Origin of the sequence: Faecalimonas umbilicata, from assembly GCF_042846195.1 — a bacterium.
GTDB lineage: Bacteria > Bacillota > Clostridia > Lachnospirales > Lachnospiraceae > Faecalimonas > Faecalimonas umbilicata.
Window position 1 is genome coordinate 734,911 of record NZ_AP031411.1, and the last position, 22,059, is coordinate 756,969.

The window sequence follows — 22,059 nt, forward strand, 5'->3', positions numbered from 1 at the left end:
AAGAAGGAAATTTCAATGGGAAAAATTACAGTAGAAACATGTGAAATCGAAGGACTGAAAGTGATTACTCCTACAGTATTTGGAGATGAACGTGGATATTTTATGGAAACATATAATTACAATGATTATAAAGAAGCGGGAATCGATATGGAGTTTGTTCAGGACAATCAGTCAAGCTCTAAGAAGGGAGTATTAAGAGGATTGCATTTTCAGATTAATTTTCCGCAAGATAAGCTTGTGCGCGTAGTGAGCGGAGAAGTGTTTGATGTCGCGGTTGACTTAAGAGAGGGATCCAAGACATACGGACAGTGGTATGGTGTGTTACTTTCTGCTGAAAATAAGAAGCAGTTTTTCATTCCGAAAGATTTTGCACATGGATTTTTAGTTCTTTCTGATACAGCAGAGTTTGCATACAAATGTACTGATTTTTATCATCCAAATGACGAGGGCGGACTTGCATGGAATGACCCGGATATCGGGATTCAGTGGCCGATTCCGGAAGGAATGGAACTGACCATTTCTGAAAAGGATCAAAAATGGACAGGGATCAAGACGCTAAAGAAAGACAAGTAATTGGAGGATAAACTGTGTCAGTATATATACAGAATTTTTTGAAATTCCGACCACTTTTGATGGAGTTGGTCACAAGAGATATTAAGACAAAGTACAGACGTTCTATTTTAGGTGTATTGTGGACACTTTTGAACCCGTTACTCATGATGCTTGTATTGTCGGTCGTATTTTCGCATATTTTCAAATTTCAGGTGGAAAATTATCCGCTATACATTTTAAGCGGACAAGTTGTGTTTAACTTTTTTTCAGAGTCAACATCAAGTGCGATGTCATCGATCATCAATAATGCACCTTTGATCAAAAAGGTGTATATTCCGAAATACTTATTTACACTTTCCAGAGTTGCATCGAGTGTTGTCAATGTGATGGCTTCTTTCTGTGCGCTTATTGTTGTAATGGTATTTTCTGGTATTGAATTAAACTTTACTGTATTGCTTCTTGTTGTTCCAATGGGGATACTGATTATTTTTTCAACGGGGATTGGTCTGCTTTTGGCAACAGTAGCCGTAAAATTCAGAGATATCATCCATTTATATGGGGTATTGATTACTGCATTAACTTATTTGACACCGGTTATTTATCCGATTTCTATCTTGCCGGCAAAAATACGTTTCTTCGTAGAATTAAATCCGCTGACAGGAATTTTAAATATGTTTAGAAATCTAATGTTCTATAACACGCTTCCGACAGTGGGACAGCTTTTGACAAGTGTTACCATTGCAATCGGCACATTCCTACTTGGATTGTTCGTATTTTACAAGAATCAGGATAAATTTATTCTTAATATTTAGGAGAGAAAATATGTCGGAAATTATGGTAGAAGTTTCAAATGTTTCTGTAAAATTTCATCTATCACGGGAACGGATTGACAGTATCAAAGAGTATATTATTAAAAAAATTAAAAACCAGATTGAGTATGATGAGTTTATGGCGCTTCAGGATGTCAGCCTTACTGTGGAAAAAGGAGAGTCTGTTGCGCTGATCGGTTTAAATGGCTGTGGGAAAAGTACACTTTTAAAAACAGTTGCTGGTGTTTTAAAGCCGTTTAAGGGAAGTGTGAGAGTTTATGGAACGGTAGCGCCGCTGATAGAATTGGGGGCAGGATTTGACCATGATCTTACAGCAAGAGAAAATGTGTTTTTAAATGGAGCAATCCTTGGATACGATCGTAAGTCTATGGAAAAACACTATGAGGATATTGTGGAATTTTCAGAACTGAGAGATTTTATGGATGTGCCGATCAAAAACTTTTCCTCAGGAATGTTGGCAAGACTGGCATTTGCGATTGCAACGATTGGTACACCGGATATTTTGATTGTAGATGAAGTGCTCTCTGTTGGAGATTTTCGTTTCCAACAAAAGTGTGAGAAGCGTATCCAACAAATGATGAAGAAGGATACATCGATTTTATTTGTTTCTCACAGTATTGATCAGGTGAAGAAACTGTGTACAAAAACAGTGTGGATTGAAAAAGGAAAGGTCAAAATGATCGGACCGACAGAGGAAGTCTGTGCTCTTTATGAACAGGCATACTAAAAGAAGAACAGAAGTGAGGTTTATTATGAAAAAAATAGTAAAAACAATCATCATGATACTTCTGATGGTAGCTGTCGGTGCAGTTCATGCATATGGGCAGTGGAAGCAGCCGGTATATGATACAACGGTAGATGCAGCCGAATATCAGAATGTAGGTGAGATTAGCGGGACAGCAAAGATTGAGCAGGAATTTACGGCAGAGTATAACGGAATGAATGGGCTGTTTGTTCGCACATCTACATGGGGACGAGTGAACGATAGCAAGATGACGTATGAGCTTGTCAATATAAAAGATGATTCGGTAATCGCAGAAGGAGTACTGAAAGTTTCTGAAGTGACAGACAATGATTACAAAGAGATTACTTTTCCAGAGGTGAAAGAAAGTAAGGGAGAAGAGTATCGCTTTACAATTGCAGCAGATGGAATCAACAACGGAGAAGGAATCAGTATTTTTACGACGAAGAAGGCAGAGAGTGCAGAAGTGCTGAAAGTAAGTGGAAAGGAACAGGATCAGGCACTTGTAATGAAAGTGCAGGCAAAAGAATTTAATTGGGAAGATTTTATTGTTCTGATCGGATTACAACTCTATGTCGTTGGCTTCGTGAAGTTGTTGTACAGATTTTTGAAATAGAAGGCAGATTGGAGGAAGCATGCAGTATAAAAGTTGTATTGACGTAATAAAATACCGGATAAAACCTGAAGAAGCTTATATAAGGATTAATGGATGGGCATTTGAAAAAAATGGACAGCCATTAGAAATAATTACTGAGATCAATGGGAAGGTAGTTCCAAACAGATTAAAGAAAATCAAGCGTCCGGATGTGGCAGAAAAGTTTAAAAAGATGAAAGTAGATAAGATGTGTGGATTTCATATAAAAGTTTATGTGGATCCTCAAAAGGACATCGAAGATTTTCGATTTTATCTCCAGTCTGGGAAAGAAAAAAAACTTATCAAAAAGCTTGACAAGAAGGAAATAGAAGAGATTATTGATCGTAGCACGATTTCACACAATGTAGAGCAATATTACATTGATCGTGAAAAAATTGTGGTATCTGGATGGGCATTTTCCAATGCAAAAACAGGAAAAATGAAAATTCAGGTGTTTGATAATACTGAGACTGAAAAGAAAGTAGTACTTCAGGTCTTAAATCGTACTGATTTGATAGAAGCAGGATTTGTTTCCAAGGAAAATTGTAGATGTGGATTTCATTTAGAATTTCCATATGAGAGAGAAAAAAGATACAAGTTGCGTTTGTCAGATGGAATAAATGCAATTAATGTCTATTTAGAACCGCAGAAACTGTTAAAAAAGCAGAGAATCAAATCAACAGTTGGTTTTATTAAACAGGGAATTAAAAAAACAAATCCAAGAACCGTAAAGAAAGTGGTCAAATATATTCGTGTCAATGGTGTCAGAGGATTAAAAGCTTATATCATACAGGGAGTCAACCGAACAGAAAAGTCGTATGCGGAGTGGTTTACAGAAAATCTGCCATCTAGAGAAGAATTGGATCAGCAGAGAAAAACTGTTTTTGATAAACAGCCTAAAATCAGCATTATTGTACCGACTTACCGGACACCGGAAGTGTTTTTAAGAGAGATGATTGATTCTGTTGTGAATCAGACTTATGGAAACTGGGAACTTTGCATTGCAGATGGCAGTGAAGGGGATCCGGTTGTAGAAGCAATTCTGGAGGACTATACAAAGAAGGATTCAAGAATTAAGTATCGTTTATTAGAGAAGAATCTCGGAATTGCAGATAATACAAATGCTGCATTAGAATTGGCAACGGGAGATTATATTGGATTGTTTGATCATGATGACATTTTGGCAGAAAATGCATTATATGAGATTGTCAATGCCCTGCAGGAAGATGATTATGATATTTTGTATACTGATGAGGATAAGATCAGTGGAGATGGGAGAGAACACAATGATCCGAATTTTAAACCGGATTTCAGCATGGATCTTTTCCGGTCCCACAACTATATTACACACTTTTTTGTAGTAAAGCATTCCATCATGAACAAAATCGAGGGATTCCGGTCAGAATATGATGGATCGCAGGATTATGATCTGATGTTTAGATGTATTGAAAATTCAGAAAAAATCAAACATATTCCTATGATTCTTTACCATTGGAGAATTCATCAAAATTCAGTAGCAGGTGATCCGGCAAGTAAAATGTATGCATATGATGCAGGAAAACGCGCAATCGAGGCTCACTTAAAGCGGATGAATATTGCGGCAAGTGTAGAGCACCAAGGGCTGTGGGGAATGTATCATGTGAAATATGAGACACCAGGAAACCCACTGATTTCTATTGTGATTCCAAACAAAGATCACACTAAGGATCTTGATGTCTGTATTCGATCTATTCAGGAGAAGAGCAGTTATCGAAATTTTGAGATGATTGTGGTAGAAAATAATAGTACAGAGAAAGAAACTTTTTCTTATTACGAAAAGATTCAGGAAGAATTTGAAAATGTAAAAGTAGTTACATGGGAAGGCAGCTTCAATTATTCTGCGATCAATAACTTCGGGGTGAAGTATACAAACGGTGAATATTTGTTGTTTTTAAACAATGATACGGAAATGATTTCAGAGCATGCATTAGAGGAAATGCTGGGATGTTGTATGCGAGAAGAAGTGGGAGCTGTTGGTGCTAAACTTTTATATGAAGATGATACGGTGCAACATGCAGGTGTTGTTGTAGGTTTTGGAGGATATGCAGGTCATGTCAATACAGGAATTGGCAGGGATGACTATGGCTACATGGTAAGAGCGATGATCAATTGTAATTACAGTGCTGTGACAGCGGCATGTATGTTGACCAAAAAAGAGTTGTTCTTACAAGTAGGCGGCTTTGATGAACAGTTTGTAGTTGCATGTAATGATGTGGATTATTGCCTTCAGCTCCGCTCGTTGGATAAGCTGATCGTCTATAATGCGTTTGCAGAATGGTATCATTACGAATCGAAGTCAAGAGGATATGAAGATACACCTGAAAAGCTGGCACGGTTTGAAAATGAAGTGAAAAAATTCCAAAAGAAATGGCCGGAGATATTGGAAAAAGGGGATCCATTCTATAATCCTAATTTCCCTGTCACACAGGCACCATTTACTTTGGGGTAAAACAGATTAAAAATGGAGGGCGCAGATGAAAGTATTAGTAACAGGGACAAAAGGACAGCTTGGATATGATGTGGTAAATGAGCTGGAGAAGAGAGGACATACAGCAGTTGCAGTTGATATTGAAGAGATGGATATTACAGATGCTGTTTCAGTTGAGAGGGTTATTACGGAAGCAGAGGTAGAGGCAGTAATCCACTGTGCGGCTTACACAGCAGTTGATGCTGCGGAAGATAATGTGGAAATCTGTCGGAGAGTCAATGCAGAAGGAACCAAGAATATTGCAAAGGTATGTAAAAAACTAGATCTAAAAATGATCTACATCAGTACCGATTATGTATTCGATGGAGAGGGTGAAAGACCATGGGAACCGGATGATGAGAGACATCCTCTAAATGTATATGGACAGACGAAATACGAAGGAGAACTTGCAGTAGAAAAGTATCTGGAGAAATATTTTATTGTTCGTATTGCATGGGTATTCGGTGTGAATGGAAAGAACTTTATCAAGACAATGCTGAAGCTTTCAGAAACTCATGAAGAATTGAATGTTGTGGACGATCAAGTAGGATCCCCGACGTATACTTATGATCTTGCGGTATTGCTTGTGGATATGGTAGAGAGCGATAAATATGGAAGATACCATGCGACAAATGAAGGACTCTGTACCTGGTATGAATTTGCAAAAGAGATTTTCAGACAGGCAGGTGTAGAGGTGAAAGTAAATCCGGTTACAAGCGATATGTTCCCTGCAAAAGCAAAGAGACCTAAGAATAGCAGAATGAGCAAGGAGAAGCTCGATGCAAATGGATTCCACCGACTTCCAACATGGCAGGATGCGTTGGAAAGATATCTTAGCGAGATTCGCTAGAATGAAGGAAGGTATTTTCATGAAAAGCAGATGGAAACAGATGTGCATTTTTCTCGTATTGATCCTGAGTATGATTGGATGTGGACAGAAAGAAACGGAGCCGAAGGAAGAACAGACTCAGACAGAAGATACAAAAGACGAAGAAAGCACGCAGGAAACACAACAGAAGGAAGAATCAACTCAGTCTGCAGAGCCAGAGCAGGGAAGCCAGTCACAGAAGGAAATCAAAATCTATTTTGCAAATAAAGATGCGTCTGGTTTTGAAACGGAAGAGGTTGCAATGGAAGACGTATCAGCCGAAAAGATTTGGGAACAACTTGTGGCAAAAGGAGTTGTACCGGCAGATACGCAAGTAATCAGCTGTACAGAAAAGACTATTGATGGGGAAAAGGCATTGCAGTTGGATCTGTCTGAAAAATTTTCTACTTATCTGAATGGGCAGGGTTCCTCTGGAGAGTACTTGACAGTAGGGTGTATCTGTAATACTTTTTTGGATGCTTTTGATGGAGAGTCGATACGGATAACCGTAGACGGGAAAAAACTTGAGACAGGTCATGCGGAATATCCGGGATATTTGTCAAAATATGAATCCGAATAGAAGGTTTTAGAAAAATATGAGTGAAAAAGAGACAAAGACATTTAAAATTAAATGGACAAAAGTCTTGAAGAAAGTATCCCCTTATAACATTAAAAAGGGGATACTTTATTTAAGGCATTATGGTCCGAAAGAATTTTGGGTAAAACTTACGGAGCGATTCCAGGCAGATGATGTAGATTATGAGCAGTGGTATGAGAATCATAAGGCTTTGCCCGAAGAACTGGAAAAGCAAAAAAACGAAAAATGGAAAAGAAAGCCATTGATCAGCATTGTAGTTCCTGTTTATAATACTCCGCAGGTATTTTTGCGGCAAATGATTGAATCAGTTCAAAACCAGTCCTACTCCGAATGGGAACTTTGTATTGGAAATGCAAGCCCGGAAAATAAGGAAATGAAAAAGATTCTGGAGGAATATAAAAACGATGCGCGGATCAAAGAAGTAGAAATTCCGGAGAATAAAGGAATTTCGCAGAATACAAACAGAGCGATGGAGATTGCTTCCGGAGAATTGATCGGTCTTTTGGATCACGATGATCTTCTCGCTCCGAATGCACTGTATGAGATTGCGAAAGCGGTAAATGAGCATCTAGATGCAGAAGTGATCTATACGGATGAAGATAAGGTGACCACTGATTTGAAAGAACATTTTCAGCCGCACTTAAAGCCAGATTTCAACTTAGATCTTCTCCGTTCCAACAACTACATCTGTCACTTCTTCGTAGCCAGCCGTGATCTGATCAAGCGTGTAGGAGGATTCCGCCCGGAATTTAACGGAGCGCAGGACTATGATTTGATTCTTCGCTGTACGGAGCAGGCGAAGCAGATTGTGCATATTCCAAAAATTTTGTATCACTGGCGTGTCCATAAGGCGTCAACTGCAGATAATCCGGCTAGCAAGATGTATGCGTTTGATGCGGGAAAGCGTGCAATTGAGGAACATCTTATCCGCTGCCGTACAAAGGGAACCGTACAGCATACGAAAGATCTTGGATTTTACCGGGTAAAATATGAAATCTGCGGGGAACCACTGGTATCGATCATTATTCCAAATAAGGATCAGTCGGAAGCGCTGAAAAAATGTCTGGATTCGATTCGAGAAAAGACAAGCTATCGGAATTATGAGATTATCATTGTAGAAAATAATAGTGAGGAGCCGGAAACATTTGCCTTCTATAAAAAGATTGCAGGGGAGAAGATTAAAATCGTCACCTGGGAAGGGGAATTTAATTATTCCGCGATCAACAACTTCGGTGTTCGTCATGCGAGAGGAGATTATCTTCTGCTTCTCAACAATGATGTGGAGATTATTAACGGGGACTGGCTAACAGAGATGCTTTCCCATTGCCAGAGAAAAGAAGTGGGAATTGTCGGGGCGAAGTTATATTATCCGGATAATACGATCCAGCATGCAGGAATCATCATCGGGATCGGAGGCGTTGCAGGAAGTGTCTTTGTAGGACTTCCAAGAGCGTTTTCAGGATATCTTCACAAGGCATCGATCCAGCTTGATCTCAGCGCGGTCACTGCAGCATGTATGCTTGTAAAACGCTCTGTATTTGAGCAGGTCGGCGGGCTTGAGGAAAAGTTGAAAGTAGCGTTTAATGATGTGGATTTCTGCCTGCGCGTCAGAGAAAAAGGGTATCTTGTTGTCTATGATCCGTATGCAGAGCTGTATCATTACGAATCGAAGACAAGAGGTGCTGAAGATACGAAAGAGAAAATCAGACGGTTTCAGACGGAAATCGAATATATGAGAAGCCACTGGATCGGGCTTCTGAAAAAAGGCGATCCGTATTACAATTGTAATCTGTCACTGACAAAGTGGGATTATTCGTTGAAAAATAATCAGAGGAGCTAAGAGATAGATGTACGATGTGTCAGTCGTTATACCAAACTACAACGGAATAAAGTATCTGGAGCATTGTCTGGAGGCTTTGGAAAAGCAGAGAGAGGTTGCCTTTGAGACGATCATTGTAGACAACTGTTCGCAGGATGGAAGCGCCAGCCTGGCAAAAGAGAAGTTTCCACAGTGCTGCTATCTGTCGCTGGATCAGAATTATGGCTTCTGCCGCGCGGTCAATGAAGGAATCAAAAAGGCAGCGGCTCCGTTTGTAGTGCTTCTCAATAATGATACAGAAGTGGAGCCTGAATTTTTGAAAAATCTGTTGGATTGTATCAGTAAGGATGAGCGGATCTTTTCGGTGGAGGCCCGGATGATGCAGTATCACAGAAGAGAACTGATCGACAGTGCGGGGACATCTTATTCAGCGCTCGGATGGGCATCGGCAAACGGAAAAGATAAGACAAAAGAAAAGTTTCTGACTTCCCGGAAGGTGTTTGCGGCATGCGCGGGAGCGGCAATTTACCGGAAATCGGTCTTTGAGGAGATTGGATATTTTGATGAGGAGCATTTTGCATATCTGGAAGACATTGATATCGGATATCGTGCAAGGATTCATGGATATTACAATGTCTATGAGCCGTCAGCAGTTGTCTACCATGTGGGAAGCGGGACGAGCGGCTCCAGGCACAATGAATTTAAGGTGAAATATTCATCGAGAAATAATGTCTATCTGATTTATAAAAATATGCCGCTCCTTCAGATTTTATTGAATAGCCCATTTTTGCTGATTGGTTTTCTCACAAAAACGATCTTTTTTGCCGCAAAAGGATTCGGGAAAACTTATGTAAAAGGACTTGCAGAAGGAGTACGCCTTTCTCGAAATAATCGGGAGAAAAAGATTGTTTTCCAGAGAAAAAATTTTGACAGTTACTGGCAGATTCAAAAGGAACTGTGGAAGAATCTGCTTGTATATTTTCAATAGGAATATAAAAAGTAAAGGAATGAAAAGGCTGTTGCAGCAGAACATTTGCAAAAACGATGGGCGCCGGAGGCGTTTCAGGAAGAGGCAAAGAAAAGCTGCAATAGCCTTTTTTGTTTCGGTTAAAAAAATAAAATGCAACCTTTTCCGCTTGCGGCACGTCTAATAGTTGAAGAGAAAAATCATTTACAAGAAAAACAACGGGAGGAGGGGCAAATGTGATACAGCTTGTAAGAAGAGCAAAGAAAAAAGATGATCAGGCTTTTATAGAACTGATTGACCGATGCAAAGGGGATCTTTATAAAGTGGCGAGAAGTTATCTGAATAATGAAGAGGACATTGCGGATGCGATTCAGGAGACGGTCATAGATTGTTACGAGAAGATTGGAAGCCTCAGGGAGGCAAAATACTTTAAAACATGGCTGACAAGGATCCTGATCAATAATTGTAATGACATATTAAGATGTGGAAGGAGGGAGTGTCCTTTGGAGGAAGCAGCACAGATCAGAGGAGAGAGCAGGGAGTTGGAGAGATGTGAGTTTGAGGACGTTCTGGATGCGTTGGATGAGAAATATCGGATCATTCTTGTGCTGTATTATGGTGAGGGATTTAAAATACGGGAGATTGCACAGATTCTGGAATTGGAAGTGAATACCGTAAAGTCCAGGCTTTCCAGAGGAAGAAAGCAGTTTGAACACATGTATTGTATGGAACCAAGTATGCAGAGGGGGTAATGTAGATGAAGAAAGAATTTGACGAAGAAGTAAAGAAAAAGCTGAGGGAAGATGTGGATGTGCCGGAATGTGTAGATGAGGGGATTAAGAGGGCATATGATATGATCGGGATTTCCGGTGAGAAAAAGGTAATACGGCGAAGAAAGAGAATATGGCCGGCAGCTGCGGCAGTTGCCGCGTTGACAGCAGGGATTTCCATTACAGCAGTAGCAGTGAATTATTATCTGAAAGTTCATCTGAAAGAAGAGGGACAGGTTCTGAAATATTATATTGAAGTGGATAAAGAACAGAAAGAAGCGCACCAGATTGAAGTGAATCCGACGTATCTTCCGAAGGGATTTGAAGCAGAACAGGCAGAAGAAGGGGCGGCAAAGAAACTCTACGGGACAGCGGAGGGAGATAGTATTTCCATTATCTCTTATAATGCGGCAGAACTTTATCGGATGTCGCAGCTCGAGGAGAATGTTTTTGCCGAATATCAGAAAGACAGCTATACCGCAGTCGAGGGAGAACAGAAGTTAGATCTGTTTACGAGAAAAAATGAAAAGGTAGACAGCGACAGGGAGATTACAGATGTATATCTGTTTAGTGAAGAAGAGGGATATGGAGTCTGGATTTGGAGTGAGAGCAGTCTAGAGCAGGAAGAACTGGTGAAAATTGCAAACGGGCTGGAGATTACTGTCTTAGAGGAAACTGTGCCATATCCGTCTGAGGCGGAAATTGCAGAAGAACGGCAAAATGACAAAGATGCAGCCAAAAAAGCCGAAGCAGAGCAGGAGTATCGGAGCAGCAATGGGGTTTCAGAAGAATTGGTTTATCAGGTTGGCGAAGAAGTAAAAGACACAACGAGAGAGATGATGGCAGAGGCAGATCCGGATTATCTGAATGAGGTGGAGGATATCAGGTTTACTGTTCTTAGTGCAGAAGTGTCAGATACACTTCCGGCAGATACATTTTCGCAGCAATATTTTACAACAGATATGGAAAGCTGGATGAACGAAGATACGTCGCTAAAAGCACATCAGAGATATCGGCTTGGAGAAGAGGAAGGACAGACGACTCTTGATGCGCTGGCAGACAAAGAGGCAGAGACGGTGAATGCAAAGTATGTTATTGTGAAGATGAAAGTGAAAAACGCATCTGCATTTCAGACAGAGTGGAATAAGACAGAAGGGGTGTCGATCGCTCCGACGCTTACTGCGATGCATACAGGAGAAGAGGGAAAGCTTGTGTATCCGCAGGAAACATTCTGGTCGGCAAATGAAGGATATGATCTCCAATGGGGAGCAGAAAGAGGAGGATCATTCCCAATTTATTTTGACAAGCCATATTTTACAGAGGGAATCAAGGGAGTAAAATCAAGGCTGTTCTGTCCGCTTGCTCCGGGGGAGGAAATGGAATATACATTAGTCTATGTGGTAGACGAAGATCAGCTTTCAAATATGTATCTGCATTTTTATCCGCAAAATGAGATGGAGATGAATGGAGAGTATCTGACAACTCCGTATGTGGACATCAGCCAGTAAAGAAAGCAGACAGAAATCTGAATGAAAGATTCAGATGATAAAAAAGAACTTGTGTGGATGGGAGAAAAGAAAGAAAAATCTCCATCGCATAAGTTCTTTTTTGTTACAAAAATATTACAAAGACTACACTTTTTCTTGTGATTTTTAAAACTTTATTGTATTATATATAGGATAATGGAAAAAAATAGATATAGAATCAAATGAAATAAACAATAGATGAGAAACGGGTGAATGAATTTTGATCAAAGATAATCAGAAACATTTTAACCGGATGCATGTTGTGCTGGATGCATGTGTGATTATTTTTTCTTATGTTCTGGCATGGTATCTTCGGTTTAAGAGCGGACTGTTTCAGCAGGATCCGTGGTTTTTATCTCTTCATGAATATATGGGAGCACTTCTCTACATTGTTCCGGGCTACTTAATGTTGTATTATTTATTCCAGCTTTATACGCCGAAGCGGGTACGTGGACGGAGACTGGAAGCATGGAATATTCTGCAGGCAAACACGATTGGGCTGATGGTGTTCACATTCGTGTTGTATATTATAGAGCAAGCAAACTTTTCCAGAAAAATGATCGCGATTTTTTTCTGCGTGAATATTGTGACAGAGATTTTTATGAGAAATCTTGTGCGGCATTTTCTGCGGGATATGCGGAAGCGCGGTTATAATCAGAAACATATGATTTTGATTGGATACAGCCGGGCAGCGGAGCAATACATTGACCGGATCAAGGCAAATCCAGAGTGGGGATACACCATCCGGGGAATTCTGGATGACAATCAGCCGAGAGGAATGGAATATAAGGGTGTCAAGGTGATTGGTACGATTGAAAATCTAAAGATCATCCTGCCGCAGAATCGTTTGGATGAGATTGCGATCACACTTGGAATTAATGAGTATTCCAAGTTGGAATCCATCGTTGCAATGTGCGAAAAATCAGGAGTGCATACGAAGTTTATTCCGGATTATAATCACATCATTCCGACCAAACCGTACACGGAGGATCTTTTGGGACTTCCGGTCATCAATATCCGCCATGTACCACTCAGCAACACATTGAACCGATGGATGAAGCGATTGATGGATATTTTCGGAGCCATCGTCGCAATTATTTTATTCTCTCCGGTCATGCTGCTTGCAGCAATTCTTGTCAAGACGACATCAGAAGGACCGCTGATTTTCAAGCAGGAGCGTGTGGGACTTCACAACAGACCATTTTATATGTATAAATTCCGATCAATGGTTGTGCAGGATAAAGCAGCAGAGAAAGGAAAGTGGACCGTCCAGAATGATCCGCGCGTGACACCGATCGGCAAATTTATGAGAAAGACAAGCATCGACGAACTTCCGCAGTTGTTCAATGTCCTGAAAGGTGAGATGAGCCTTGTGGGACCAAGACCGGAACGACCGTTTTTTGTAGAGAAATTTAAAGAAGAGATTCCGCGCTACATGGTCAAACATCAGGTACGCCCGGGGATTACTGGGTGGGCACAGATCAATGGCTACCGGGGGGACACTTCTATTATGAAGCGAATCGAATATGACTTGTATTATATTGAAAACTGGACTATCGGGTTGGATATTAAAATATTGATTTTGACGTTCTTTAAAGGCTTTATCAATAAAAATGCATATTAGTAAGGAGATTATAGATGGGAACAAAGAGACCATCCGGGAGACGATATCCGGAAGATGAAAGAGAGATGAGAGCAGCAAGATCCGCTTCGGAGCGGAGACGACTTGCACTGGAGGAGAAGAGACGGGCGAAGAAGAAAAAGAGGAGAAGAAGAATCGGTATTTTAGTAGCTGAAGTGATTATCCTCAGTGTATTGTGTGTTTTTGCATATGCGACAGTAAAGATGGACAAGCTTGATTTCAATTTTCTGGATGAAGATAAGCTGGAAGTATATAAGGACACCGGACCGTATACAAATATAGCGCTGTTTGGTCTTGACGCCAGGGAAGGTGAGAGCATTGAGAGCGGTGTGCGAAGCGACAGTATGATGGTCGCCAGCATCAATAATGAGACGAATGAGGTAAAAGTCGTTTCTATTTTCCGAGATACACTGTTAAAACAGCAGGACGGTACGTTTGACAAGGCGAATGCGGCATATTCGTATGGAGGGCCGCAGGAGGCGATTGCACTTCTGAACCGAAACCTGGATCTGGATATTAAAAACTACATGAGTGTGGACTTTAAGGCCCTCTCTGATGTGATCGATGCACTCGGTGGAATGGAATTGGAACTGACTGCAGAGGAAGTTGTACATATGAATAATTACTGTGTGGAAACTTCAGAAGTGACTGGCAAAGATTACGAGAGAATCGAGCCGGAAGTGGCAGGAACTTACCATTTAAATGGTGTGCAGGCGACATCCTACGCCAGAATCCGTGCCACGGCGGGAGGAGATTACAAGAGAGCGGAGCGCCAGCGGCTTGTGATCGAGAAGATTGTAGAGAAAGCACAGAAGGCAAATTTAAAAACATTGGATAAGATTATAGACGTCGTATTTCCGCAAGTATCCACGAGCTTTTCTTCTAAAGATCTGATTGGGATTGCAGCGAATGCACTCTCTTATCAGTTGGGAGAGACACAGGGATTCCCATATAGTATTGCAGATACAGATGTAGTGGATGGATATGAAGGCTCTTATGTAGTTCCTTCAGATTTTGACGGGGATGTCAAAAAGCTGCATGAATTTTTGTTCAATGAGAAAGACTATCAGGTATCGGATACGGTCAAGGAAATCAGCCATGAGATTGACGTGATGTCAGGAGCAATTGTGGAAGATGGATATACCGATGAGTATGGGACCGATGAAGGATATTCGGAAGAACCATACGGTGGTTATGAGTCTGACGGTTACGAGACTGATGTTTATGAAAGTGAAAATTACGAAGGCTCTTACTAAGAAGAGAAAAAGAGCAGGAAGACAGGGGACACAAGTGTAATAATGTTAGAAGAAAGAAGAAAAAGAGCTGATGTCATTATTCCGGTCTATAGGCCGGATGAAAAATTAAAAAAACTGTTGGAAGGGTTAAGAAAACAGACGCATTTGGCAGAGCATATTTTTCTGATCCATACAAAGACAGAGGGAGTCTCGTTAGAGTGGTGTAAAGAATACGAAACAGTACAGGTTATAGAAATCAGGCCAGAAGAGTTTGATCATGGAGGAACAAGACGGATGGGCGCAGAACTGTCTGACGAGGAATTCCTGATTTTTATGACACAGGATGCAGTGCCGCAGGATCAGTACTTGATCGAAAAACTGATGGAACCTTTCCAAGACCAAAAAGTCGGAGCAAGTTATGCAAGGCAATTGCCGGATAAAGACTGCCGGATGGTGGAATGCTATACGCGAAGCTTTAATTATCCACAGGAAAGCAGAATAAAAACGATTGAGGATGTGGATAAACTTGGAATTAAGACGTTCTTCTGTTCAAATGTATGTGCCGCTTATAAAAAGTCAGTTTATAAAGAACTGGGGGGATTTGTACCGCGGGCGATCTTTAATGAAGATATGATTCTGTCAGGGACAATGATAAAGGCAGGATATGGCATCGCATATGCGGCGGATGCAAAAGTAATCCACTCTCACAATTACAGTGGGAGACAGCAGTTTCACAGAAATTTTGATCTTGCAGTTTCGCAGAAAGATCATCCGGAGATTTTTGCTGGGATCTCATCCGAGAGCGAGGGAATCCGCCTTGTGATTTCAACAGTCAAATATTTGCTGAAAAATAAGAAAGGGATGGAAATTCCCGGTCTGATTGTACAGAGTGGGTGCAAGTTTCTGGGATATAAACTGGGGCTGCATTATGAGAAGCTGCCGGAATGGCTTATTTTGCGCTGCACGATGAATAAAACTTACTGGAAATCACAAAAAAACGCATAAAGTCATTGTAGTTCGCTGATAAGTGCGATATGATAAAAGATAGCTTACGGATAAAAACATAGAAGAACAGTTGTAGGAAAAGAAGAAAGGATACAATTATGACACAGAGACAGTCAAGAAGAAGACGTGCAAGGAGAAGACGGAAGCATGGATTTTCCACATGGTCACTGGGAAAGAAGATTTTATTAGTTTTTGTCATTGCATTGCTTTTGATGATCACGGTAGGTGTTGTCTATGCGGCAGATAAGCTTGGCAAACTTGAGCAGACGAAGCTGGACACAAAGAAATTGAGTATTTCAGATGAAATTGATCTTGGAGATGGATATACGAATCTTGCATTGTTTGGACTGGATTCCAGAGATGGGGAGTTAGGCGAAGGTGTCAGAAGTGACAGTATTATCATCGCAAGTCTGAACAATAAAACAAAAGAGATTAAGATGGTTTCTTTATACCGTGACACGCTGTTAGAACTGGAAGACGGAAGCCTGAACAAAGCGAACTCGGCATATGCATTCGGAGGCCCAGAAGAAGCGGTCGCGATGATCAATAAAAATCTGGATCTGAATATTGAGGATTATATTGCAGTGAATTTCAACGCACTTGTCGATGTCATCGATGCACTTGGCGGCATGGATGTGACATTGTCTGATGCGGAAGTAGTGCATATGAATAATTATTGTGTGGAGACTTCGGAAGTGACAGGAAAGTCTTATACAAAGATTGAACCAGAAGTTGCAGGAACGTATCACCTGAATGGAGTGCAGGCGACATCGTACGCACGTATCCGCTACACAGCCGGAGGAGATTTTGAAAGAACAGAGCGTCAGCGTTTTGTCCTGGAACAAATAGCGGAGAGCGCAAAAAAGGTAAGTTTTTCTTCGTTGAATTCCATCATGGATAAAGTATTCCCTCAGGTGGCAACAAGTATGGAACTTGGGGAAATGTTAAAGTATGCCAAAATAGGAACCAGTCTTAAGATTGGCGCTACGAAAGGATTCCCGGAAGCCAATACGAGTGATACATTAAGTGGTGTCGGAAGTGTAGTAATTCCAGACAGTCTGATCCAGAGTGTCAGAGAATTGCATGAATTTTTATTTCCGGATCTGGAGTATGAAGTGTCTTCCACTGTGACCGCGATAGATGAAAAAATAAGAAATAAATCTTTGGACCGTTCGGATGGATCTGATTTTGTGGAAGATGAAGTAAACTTCTATTCGGAACCGCAGTATTATGAGTATGGAAGTCCGGAACAGGATGTATGGACTGGCGGAGAGACTCAGACACCAGATTATGGAACAGGAGATTCTTCGGGAAGTATCGAGGGATCAGGAACTGGAGAATCAGGTTTGCCGGGAGGTGACGGAACCATTTCACCGGACGGAGGTGGAAGTGATCTCGGCGGTGGAGATGTAGGAGACAGTATGGGAGGCGGAGAGACTGGCGGTGTTGATACCGGAACCGGTCAAGAGATGACGCAATAACAAGAAACATACGATAAAGAGGATAAGAGGATGAAGATAGCAAAGAAAACAGCAGCATTTTTATTGGTATTATTTCTGGGAATCCAATGTATGCCGTTGACTGCACTGGCGGCGGACGGAACATTGTCATTCTCAGATCCTACTGCAAAAGCAGGAGAAACGATAGAAGTAACTGTCAAGATCAACACAGCAGAGGGACCGATCGGGGATGGTCAGGTACAGGTTACCTATGATCCGACCTATCTGGAATTTGTCAGTGGAGTCAATGCGACTGGAGAAGCAGGAACGATTACGCTTTCTGCATCCGGAAATGGGATAGATTCTGAACTCGCATACAGCATGACCTTCAAGGCTTTGGCAGAGGGAGAGACAACTTTGCAGGCAGTGGGATATACAGCGTATACGTTTGGCGGTGAAGAATTGAATCTGACACTTGGGACATCTGCGGTTAAGATTGAAGCGGGAGATGGCACACAGCCGGCCGCTGCACAGCAGCCAGGCACACAGACTATGATTGAGCTGGATGGAAAGCAGTATTTTATTGCAGACGATATTCCAGAAGCGCTGATCCCGGAAGGATATGAGAAGAGCCAGCTCACATATGAGGGAAGCCCACATACAATCCTTGTGCATACCGGAAGCGGTCAGAAGATGATTTATTTGATGGATACGCAGGGTGAGGGAAACCTGTTTTTATATGATAGTGAGACAGATCATTTCTCTGCGTTTGAAAAGATAGACTTATCAAGTGATTCGTATATTTTGATCACAGATGACAAAGAAAGTGCAAATATTCCGGAAGATTATGAGGAAACAACAATTCAGATCAATGGGAAAGTATTTCCTGCATGGCAGAATGTAGTTGACACAAAATTGGCTGATTTCTGTCTGGTATATGCAGTGGATAATGCTGGTAAAAAAGGGTTATACCAGTACGACAGCACACAGAAGACCTACCAGAGATTTCTTCCTCCAACGGCAGAAAAAGAGAAACAAGATGGTTCTGTTGCAAATAAGGTGACAACATTTGTAGAGGAGAATCTTCCGAAAATCATGGTAGGGGCTTGGGGAGTTTTCCTGATGATGTTGCTGCTCATTGTGATCCTTGCTGTAAAACTTCGCCATAGAAATGAAGAACTGGATGATTATTACGATCAGGAATATGACGAAAATCCGCGTGCAGCGAGAGGGTTCTCGTCAGAGGATTATGATGAGTCCGACGACGATGACTATGATTACGAAGAGGATTATGACGAGTCTGACGAAGATGACTATGATTACGAAGAGGATTATGACGAGTCTGACGACGATGACTATGATTACGAAGAGGATTATGATGAGTCCGAGGAAGATGACTATGCTTATGAGGATGCTTATGACGAGTCCGAGGACGATTATGAAGATGACTATGATTACGAAGAAGACTATGAGTCGGAAGATGCTTATGATGATTTGTTAGATTATTATGATGATGACGATGATGATGAGTTGGAGCGGGAGATTCTGGACGAGGATGAAGGATTTTTCGATAAGAGAAGCGGTAAAAAAAGAGGAATCGATTTAATCTAACCAGTAGTGTAGAAAGAAAAGTTTCAATGAAAGGGGAGTACGAAGCATGAAGATGAAGAAAGTAAAAGCAGTTTTAGCAGCATTTGCGCTGATTGCTATGATGCCGTTTCAGGTAATGGCAGCAGATGGAAGTATTATGTTTTCTGACCTGACAGAAGAAACGGGAAGAAGCGTAAAGACAGGTGAGACGGCTGAAATTAAATTTGCGGTAGCCTCTACAGCAGGTGCAATTGGAGAGGCCAATGTCACTTTGACTTATGATGCCAGCGCGCTGCAGTTTGAGGGCGCAGAAGGTGTCACAGAGGGAAGTGAAAAAGGATCGCTGGTCTATACGGGAAAAGGGGATGGAACAGTAGCAGAATTAAGAACAACTCTGAAATTTAAAGTATTAAAAGCAGGAGATTTGTCGATCCATGTCGCATCTTACCAGGTGACCTCCAGTGTGGGAGCACAGCTGACTGAAGTGGAAACAGGAAGTTCTGCAATCACAGCACTTCCAGGGGAGACAGAGGTGGCAGAGCAAACTGGCAGCGAACAGCAAGGACAGACGACAGGAGAAGCAATTGAGATTTCAGATACATACAAGATCACGCTTCTCACAGAAAAGCCGGATACAGAACTGCCGGAGAATTATGTAGATACAGAATTGACATTGAATGGAAAATCTTATCCGGTATGGCAGGATGAGAATAAATCTTCTTATTACATCGTCTATGCAGAAAACAGTGATGGTGAAAAACAGTTATATCAGTATGATTCAAAAGAGGGAACTTACCAGAGATTTATTGCGCCGGAGACAAAAAAAGACAGCGCATCGGGAATCAAAGGGAAGATCAAAGGTGTGTTGGAAGGACATCTGATGCAGGCAGTTATCGGAGTGGCTGCGGTTGTCGCATTCCTTCTTCTGATGGTGTTGATTCTTGCAATTAAATTGCACAGACGCAACCGAGAACTGGATGAGATGGAGCTGTTCGGTATGCAGGAAGACGATGATTTTGAAAATGACCTTTCAGACTATGAAACAGATGCTGATGAGGCTGAGTTTGATGACGATTATGATGAATATGAAGAGGATGATTACGAAGAGGATTACGATGACGAAGACGACTTTGATGATGAGGACGACTTCGAGGATGACTTTGATGATGAGGAAGATCGCTCTAAGACATTTTCCATGGACTTCATTGATCTTGATTAAGAATACATTTTAGTATGAGAATCTAATACTGTGCAATCATGACAGGATAAAAGCTGTTGTGGAACAAAAAATTATGAAAATGTGTGCATAGATAAAATCTGTGAAACAGTTTTCTAGTGTAATTTTGTTCTGCGGCAGCTTTTCTATTTGAGAAAATGCTTTACAAAATTCGATATTCTTGCTACAATACAACACGAAAATGCAAAAAAAACGGATGTTTGTGCAAAAAAGGAGGACTTATACCATGTGTGGGATTGTAGGATATATAGGAAATGAACAGGCGGCACCGATACTGTTAGATGGATTATCCAAGTTGGAATACCGAGGATATGATTCTGCGGGGATTGCTGTCTATAACGGAGCGGAGATCGCAGTTGCAAAGTCTAGAGGAAGATTACATGTGTTGAGTGAATTGACACAAGAGGGGAAAGGTCTTCCGGGGACAAGTGGGATTGGGCATACGAGATGGGCGACACATGGTTCACCATCGGATCAGAATGCACATCCACATGTCAACAAGGAAGAAAGTATTGTGGTAGTACATAATGGAATTATTGAGAATTATTTGAAACTCAAGAAGAAATTAGAGAAAAAAGGATATGAGTTCCAATCGGAGACAGACACGGAAGTGATCGCGCATCTTTTGGATGATTATTACAAAGGCAATCCGTTGGAGGCGATTACAAAGATCATGCATCGAATGGAAGGCTCTTATGCACTTGGAATTTTGTTCAAAGATCATCCGGGAGAACTTTACGCTGTGAGAAAAGACAGCCCGCTGATCGTAGGGCGTACAGACGGTGGAAATATCATTGCATCTGATGTTCCCGCTGTCTTGAAATATACAAGAGATGTGGTGTTTATTGAAAATGAGGAGATTGTAAAGATGACAAAAGAAGAACTGTCATTTTTTACAGCGGATGAAGAACCAATTGAGAAAACAACAACAAGAATTGAGTGGGATGTAGATGCGGCAGAAAAGGGCGGATATGAGCATTTTATGCTGAAAGAAATGTATGAACAGCCAAAAGCAATTACAGATACTGTTGCACCGAGGATCAAAGAAGAACAGATTGTGATTGAAGAATTAGGTATGAGTGATGAGGAAATCAAAAGCATTCAAAAAATTATGATCGTTGCCTGTGGATCGGCATATCACGCAGGTGTTACGAGCAAGTACATTTTTGAAGGGCTGGCAAGAATTCCGGTAGAGGTAGATGTTGCATCGGAATTTCGATATCGGGATCCAATCCTTGGAGACGGTACACTTGTACTGATCATCAGTCAGTCAGGAGAAACGGCGGATTCACTGGCGGCATTGCGCGAAGCAAAGAGAAAAGGAAGTAAGGTACTTGGGATTGTCAATGTTGTGGGAAGTTCGATTGCAAGGGAAGCGGACAATGTGATGTATACATGGGCAGGACCGGAGATTGCAGTCGCTACTACGAAGGCATATTCCTCTCAGCTTGCAGCACTGTATCTTCTTGCAATGAAATTTGCGGGTGTGAGAGGAAAAATAGCACCAGAATTACAGAGAGAAATGTTGTCAGATTTAAGAAAACTTCCGGAACAGGTAGAAGTACTCTTAAAGCAACAGGAGAAAGTTCAGAAATTTGCAAACAGATATCTGGCTGCAAAGGACATATTTTTTATCGGGCGTGGAATTGACTATGCGATTTCGATGGAGGGATCCTTAAAGTTAAAAGAGATTTCCTATATCCATTCAGAAGCCTATGCGGCAGGAGAATTGAAACATGGAACGATTTCTCTGATCGAGGAAGGAACACTTGTGGCAGCGGTATTGACACAGGAAGATCTGTACAAGAAAATGATCAGCAATATGGTTGAGGTAAGGACGAGAGGTGCTTTTGTTCTTGCAATTACAAATGAAGGCAATACGGAAGTAGAGAGAGCCGCCGATTACGTTCTCTATATCCCGAAAACAAATAAATACTTTACAAATTCACTTGCGATCATTCCGCTGCAGTTATTTGGATATTATGTGTCAGTCGGAAGAGGGTGCGATGTGGATAAGCCGAGAAATCTCGCGAAATCGGTGACAGTAGAATAAACAAGATCTAAAAACACTTTTTTTTAACGAAGAGAACACAATTCCA

General features: G+C 41.2%; 18 protein-coding genes. All 18 read left to right on the forward strand.

Going from position 1 to position 22,059, the window contains the following annotated elements; genetic code table 11:
• The first annotated feature begins 15 nt into the window (after positions 1 to 15).
• The 18 genes from rfbC to glmS all read left to right on the forward strand — a co-directional run bounded on the left by rfbC (position 16) and on the right by glmS (position 22,013).
• Positions 16 to 573 (forward strand): dTDP-4-dehydrorhamnose 3,5-epimerase, encoded by a 558-nt coding sequence (gene rfbC / locus ACGG81_RS03600; RefSeq protein WP_008976497.1) that lies wholly within the window; start codon positions 16 to 18, stop codon positions 571 to 573.
• Positions 574 to 587: 14 nt separating this feature from the next.
• Positions 588 to 1,364, forward strand: coding sequence for an ABC transporter permease (locus tag ACGG81_RS03605; protein ID WP_008976496.1), 777 nt, complete (start codon positions 588 to 590; stop codon positions 1,362 to 1,364).
• A gap of 10 nt (positions 1,365 to 1,374) precedes the next feature.
• Complete coding sequence (locus ACGG81_RS03610) at positions 1,375 to 2,109, forward strand: ABC transporter ATP-binding protein (RefSeq protein WP_016439999.1); 735 nt, start codon at positions 1,375 to 1,377, stop codon at positions 2,107 to 2,109.
• A gap of 25 nt (positions 2,110 to 2,134) precedes the next feature.
• A complete protein-coding gene (locus ACGG81_RS03615; RefSeq protein ID WP_008976494.1) occupies positions 2,135 to 2,740 on the forward strand; it encodes a hypothetical protein in 606 nt (201 codons plus the stop codon).
• A gap of 19 nt (positions 2,741 to 2,759) precedes the next feature.
• Positions 2,760 to 5,246, forward strand: coding sequence for a glycosyltransferase (locus ACGG81_RS03620; RefSeq protein ID WP_390109634.1), 2,487 nt, complete (start codon positions 2,760 to 2,762; stop codon positions 5,244 to 5,246).
• 25 nt (positions 5,247 to 5,271) lie between these two features.
• Positions 5,272 to 6,114, forward strand: coding sequence for a dTDP-4-dehydrorhamnose reductase (gene rfbD, locus ACGG81_RS03625; protein ID WP_390109636.1), 843 nt, complete (start codon positions 5,272 to 5,274; stop codon positions 6,112 to 6,114).
• A 19-nt stretch (positions 6,115 to 6,133) separates the two neighbouring features.
• The gene (locus ACGG81_RS03630) at positions 6,134 to 6,712 is read left to right on the forward strand and encodes a GerMN domain-containing protein (RefSeq protein WP_120105807.1); all 579 of its coding nucleotides are present in this window, start codon (positions 6,134 to 6,136) and stop codon (positions 6,710 to 6,712) included.
• 16 nt (positions 6,713 to 6,728) lie between these two features.
• Positions 6,729 to 8,570 carry a glycosyltransferase family 2 protein gene (locus ACGG81_RS03635; RefSeq protein ID WP_390109639.1) on the forward strand — a complete coding sequence of 614 codons (1,842 nt, stop codon included), beginning with the start codon at positions 6,729 to 6,731 and terminating at the stop codon, positions 8,568 to 8,570.
• Positions 8,571 to 8,577: 7 nt separating this feature from the next.
• Positions 8,578 to 9,537, forward strand: coding sequence for a glycosyltransferase family 2 protein (locus ACGG81_RS03640; RefSeq protein WP_390109642.1), 960 nt, complete (start codon positions 8,578 to 8,580; stop codon positions 9,535 to 9,537).
• A gap of 215 nt (positions 9,538 to 9,752) precedes the next feature.
• Positions 9,753 to 10,268, forward strand: a complete 516-nt coding sequence (locus tag ACGG81_RS03645; protein ID WP_008976487.1) for a sigma-70 family RNA polymerase sigma factor — start codon at positions 9,753 to 9,755, stop codon at positions 10,266 to 10,268.
• A 5-nt stretch (positions 10,269 to 10,273) separates the two neighbouring features.
• The gene (locus ACGG81_RS03650; RefSeq protein ID WP_390109646.1) at positions 10,274 to 11,794 is read left to right on the forward strand and encodes a DUF4367 domain-containing protein; all 1,521 of its coding nucleotides are present in this window, start codon (positions 10,274 to 10,276) and stop codon (positions 11,792 to 11,794) included.
• Between the two features lie 238 nt (positions 11,795 to 12,032).
• Positions 12,033 to 13,436, forward strand: coding sequence for an undecaprenyl-phosphate glucose phosphotransferase (locus ACGG81_RS03655; RefSeq protein ID WP_008976485.1), 1,404 nt, complete (start codon positions 12,033 to 12,035; stop codon positions 13,434 to 13,436).
• Positions 13,437 to 13,450: 14 nt separating this feature from the next.
• Positions 13,451 to 14,710, forward strand: coding sequence for an LCP family protein (locus ACGG81_RS03660; protein WP_120105803.1), 1,260 nt, complete (start codon positions 13,451 to 13,453; stop codon positions 14,708 to 14,710).
• A 42-nt stretch (positions 14,711 to 14,752) separates the two neighbouring features.
• On the forward strand, positions 14,753 to 15,694 hold the full coding sequence (locus ACGG81_RS03665; protein ID WP_390109651.1) for a glycosyltransferase family 2 protein: 942 nt from the start codon (positions 14,753 to 14,755) through the stop codon (positions 15,692 to 15,694).
• A 98-nt stretch (positions 15,695 to 15,792) separates the two neighbouring features.
• Complete coding sequence (locus ACGG81_RS03670; RefSeq protein ID WP_008976482.1) at positions 15,793 to 17,175, forward strand: LCP family protein; 1,383 nt, start codon at positions 15,793 to 15,795, stop codon at positions 17,173 to 17,175.
• Positions 17,176 to 17,205: 30 nt separating this feature from the next.
• A complete protein-coding gene (locus ACGG81_RS03675; RefSeq protein ID WP_270602519.1) occupies positions 17,206 to 18,744 on the forward strand; it encodes a cohesin domain-containing protein in 1,539 nt (512 codons plus the stop codon).
• Positions 18,745 to 18,790: 46 nt separating this feature from the next.
• Positions 18,791 to 19,942, forward strand: a complete 1,152-nt coding sequence (locus ACGG81_RS03680) for a hypothetical protein (protein ID WP_117501168.1) — start codon at positions 18,791 to 18,793, stop codon at positions 19,940 to 19,942.
• A gap of 244 nt (positions 19,943 to 20,186) precedes the next feature.
• Positions 20,187 to 22,013 (forward strand): glutamine--fructose-6-phosphate transaminase (isomerizing), encoded by a 1,827-nt coding sequence (glmS, locus tag ACGG81_RS03685; RefSeq protein WP_117501167.1) that lies wholly within the window; start codon positions 20,187 to 20,189, stop codon positions 22,011 to 22,013.
• Positions 22,014 to 22,059: the final 46 nt, after the last annotated feature.